This is a genomic window from Rhodoferax sp. UBA5149, from assembly GCF_002413825.1.
Taxonomy (GTDB): domain Bacteria; phylum Pseudomonadota; class Gammaproteobacteria; order Burkholderiales; family Burkholderiaceae_C; genus Rhodoferax.
Genome location: NZ_DHXT01000215.1, coordinates 14,687 through 18,362, shown reverse-complemented (window position 1 = coordinate 18,362; position 3,676 = coordinate 14,687). Strand labels below are relative to the sequence as shown.

The 3,676-nt window shown below is 54.6% G+C and carries 5 protein-coding genes; all 5 read right to left on the bottom strand.

Translation table 11 applies throughout. The annotated features are described in order from the left end of the window. The coding region (locus B3V69_RS19360; protein WP_296449003.1) for a ClpXP protease specificity-enhancing factor at window positions 1-349 on the bottom strand (349 nt) is incomplete at its 3' end. Between the two features lie 18 nt (window positions 350-367). Continuing rightward, window positions 368-979 carry a glutathione S-transferase N-terminal domain-containing protein gene (locus tag B3V69_RS19355; protein WP_114968986.1) on the bottom strand — a complete coding sequence of 204 codons (612 nt, stop codon included), beginning with the start codon at window positions 977-979 and terminating at the stop codon, window positions 368-370. Window positions 980-1,133: 154 nt separating this feature from the next. Further along, window positions 1,134-1,907 (bottom strand): cytochrome c1, encoded by a 774-nt coding sequence (locus B3V69_RS19350; protein WP_296448998.1) that lies wholly within the window; start codon window positions 1,905-1,907, stop codon window positions 1,134-1,136. 15 nt (window positions 1,908-1,922) lie between these two features. After that, on the bottom strand, window positions 1,923-3,323 hold the full coding sequence (locus B3V69_RS19345; protein ID WP_296448995.1) for a cytochrome b: 1,401 nt from the start codon (window positions 3,321-3,323) through the stop codon (window positions 1,923-1,925). Window positions 3,324-3,334: 11 nt separating this feature from the next. Next, window positions 3,335-3,676: ubiquinol-cytochrome c reductase iron-sulfur subunit (gene petA / locus B3V69_RS19340; RefSeq protein WP_296448992.1), on the bottom strand; the 342-nt coding region annotated here is incomplete at its 5' end.

Genomic DNA, 3,676 nt, shown 5'->3' with positions numbered 1-3,676 from the left:
ATGCATTTGCTTTAACACCTCTGCACGGGTCCAGGGGGAAGGCCATGCCCTGTCCATTTTCCCGGGCGTAAATGGCGCTGACATGGCTCACCGGCACCATGATCTCCCGCGCCGTACCCGCGAACCGGGCCTTGAACTCAATGAAATCGTTGCCCAGTATGAGTGAGCTCGTGGCGTCAAAACTGATGTTGAGAACAATCTCCCCGTCTTTCACGTACTCGCGGGGAACTTGCACACTGTCGTCCACAGCCACCGCAACATAGGGCGTGAACCCGTTGTCGGTGCACCACTCGTACAAAGCCCTGATCAGATAGGGGCGCGTGGAGGAGGCGTCTGGAGCGTCAATCATCGATCTTGGGCAACGCGTTTATTTGCGCATCACTTTTTCGGACGGTGTCAACGCTTCAATATAGGCCGGGCGTGAGAAAATACGTTCGGCGTATTTGAGCAGCGGCGCCGCATTTTTACTGAGGTCAATACCGTAGTAATCCAGACGCCACAGCAAAGGAGCAATGGCCACGTCAAGCATGGAGAAACCGTCGCCCAGCATGTATTTGTTCTTCAGGAAGACGGGCGCAAGTTGCGTCAGACGATCGCGGATGTGAGCGCGGGCCTTCTCCAACACCTTTTCGTTGCTCTTGGCGGCACGGGACTCGAGGGTGGACACATGCACGAACAGTTCCTTCTCAAAATTGAGCAGAAACAGGCGCACGCGGGCCCGATCCACCGGATCGCCGGGCATCAACTGGGGATGCGGAAAACGCTCATCGATGTATTCATTGATGATGTTCGATTCGTACAAAATCAAATCGCGCTCGACCAGGATGGGCACCTGGCCGTAAGGATTCATCACATTGATGTCTTCGGGCTTGTTGTACAGATCCACGTCGCGAATCTCAAAGTCCATGCCTTTTTCAAACAAGACAAAACGGCAACGGTGGGAAAACGGGCAGGTAGTACCTGAATACAACACCATCATGGCGGGAGCTCCTAAAAATCAAAACGTAGTTTCAGTGCTAGCTAACTTGTACCCAAGTTATGCTGAAACTAAAAAGAGTGGGATGCGCTATGCAATCCCACTCCGAGAAGCCCAAGTCACGCCTTTTGAAGCGAAGCTCAAGCAGTTTTTTGTGTTATTTGATGTCTTTCCAGTAGGCGGCATTGAGTCGCCAGGCGAAAAAAGTGAATACACCGAGGAACAACAAAACCCAGACGCCCACGCGAACGCGTGTATTTTGCGCCGGCTCGCCCATCCATTGCAAATAGCTCACCAGGTCGCCAACCGCCTGATCGTACTGCAGGGGTGTCATGGTGCCGGGCTTGAGTTGCTCCCAGCCCTTGAAGACGTGCACCGCATGACCATGCTCCGTGATTTCTTCATAGACCGGACGACGCTCTCCCTGGAGTTCCCACAGGACGTGCGGCATGGCCACATTGGGGAAAACCAGATTGTTCCAGCCAGTAGGTTTGTCTGTGTCCCTGTAAAAGGTCCGCATATAGGTGTACAGATAATCGGCACCCGATCCGCCGGCGCCCGCGCGCGAACGGGCAATCACGGAAAGGTCGGGCGGATTGGCGCCGAACCAGGCCTTGGCCTGATGCGGGTCAATGGCGGCCTTCATGGTTTCACCGATCTTGCCGTTGGTCACCAGCAGGTTGTCCCTGATTTGCGCCTGCGTCAAGCCGATGTCTTGCAAACGGTTGTAGCGCATGAATGCCGCCGAATGGCAATTCAGGCAATAGTTGACAAACAGTTTGGCGCCATTTTGCAGTGCGGCCATGTCATTGGTCGCATTGGGGGCCTTGTCCCAGGCCATGCCGCCGACATTGGCTTGCACACCCAGTGTCAAGCCAAACGTCATGATCAAACCGAGAATAATTTTTTTAGCGAAACCCATTGTTTTCATAATTTGTTCTCCAGTTCAATGCGCCGTGAAGGTGACACGGGCGGGCACCGGCTTCGACTTTCCAAGACGGCTCCACCAAGGCATCAAAAGAAAAAAGCCAAAGTAAAACAAGGTTCCAACCTGCGACACACGACCGCCGATGTCGGAAGGCGGCAGCATGCCCAGGTAGCCCAGCACCAGGAAGTCAATGACAAAAATCGCGTACAGGTACTTGTGCCAATCAGGCCGGTAGCGGATGGACAAGACCGCGCTGTTGTCCAGCCAAGGCAGGAAAAACAGAATCACAACGCCGCCGCCCATGGCGACTACACCCCAGAACTTTGCATCGATGGCGAACATCATGGCCACCAAAACGACAGCCCCACCCACAATAATGCCCTTGAACAGATTGGGCATTTTGACTTTGGTCACACCCAGCACCGCGCCGCCCAGCACGCAGGCAATCAGCGCGTACATCAACTCGTTCGTGACGGCACGCAGCATCGAGTAGAAAGGCGTGAAATACCAGACCGGCGCAATATGCAGCGGTGTCTTGAACGAATCGGCCGGGATGAAGTTGTTGTATTCGAGAAAGTAGCCACCCAACTCCGGCGCAAAGAAGATGATGGCCGTAAATACCATCAGGAAGACGCTGATTGCAAAGACGTCATGCACCGAATAATAAGGATGGAAAGGAATGCCATCCAGAGGGCGCCCTTTTGCGTCTTTGGTCGCCTTAATCTCAATACCATCCGGATTGTTGGAACCGACTTCATGCAAAGCAATGATGTGAGCCACCACCAGACCTAGCAGCACCAGCGGCACGGCGATCACGTGAAAGCTGAAAAAGCGATTCAAGGTGGCGTCGCCCACCACAAAGTCACCCCGAATCAGCAGGGCCAGATCAGGGCCCACGAAGGGAATGGCGGAAAACAGGTTGACGATCACCTGGGCGCCCCAATAGCTCATCTGACCCCATGGCAACAGATACCCCATGAAAGCCTCCGCCATCAGGGCAAGGAAGATACCGCAGCCGAAAAGCCAGATCAGCTCACGGGGCTTGCGGTAGCTTCCATACATCAGACCGCGGAACATGTGCAGGTAAACCACGACGAAAAATGCCGACGCACCGGTGGAGTGCATGTAGCGAATCAGCCAGCCCCAAGGCACGTCGCGCATGATGTACTCAACCGAACCAAATGCGAGTGCGGCATCAGGCTTGTAGTTCATTGTCAGGAAGATGCCTGTGACAATTTGAATCACCAGCACCAACAGCGAGAGCGAGCCAAAAACGTACCAGAAGTTGAAATTCTTCGGTGCGTAGTACTCACTCATGTGCTCCTTGAAGAGCTTGGACGCCGGAAACCGGTTGTCCACCCAATTGAGCAGTTTTTCAGCTGCGGGGGCGTTCGGGGAAATTTCGTGGAATTCAGCCATGTTGTTCGTCCTTAGGCTTTTCGGTCGTCACCAATGAGCAGCTTGGTGTCAGAGAGATACATATGGGGCGGGACTTCGAGGTTGTCCGGTGCGGGCTTGTTCTTGAAAACGCGACCGGCCAAGTCAAAGGTGGACCCATGGCAGGGGCAGAGGAAGCCACCCCGCCAGTTATCCGGCAGGGAAGGCTGGGGACCGGGCGTGAATTTGTCGGACGGGGAACATCCCAAGTGCGTACAAATACCCACGACAACCAGGTATTCCGGCTTGATGGAGCGGGTTTCGTTGCGCGCATAGGCGGGTGCCTGATCCGCTGGCTTGCGTTCGGATTTGGGATCCGCCAATTGCGAATCGAG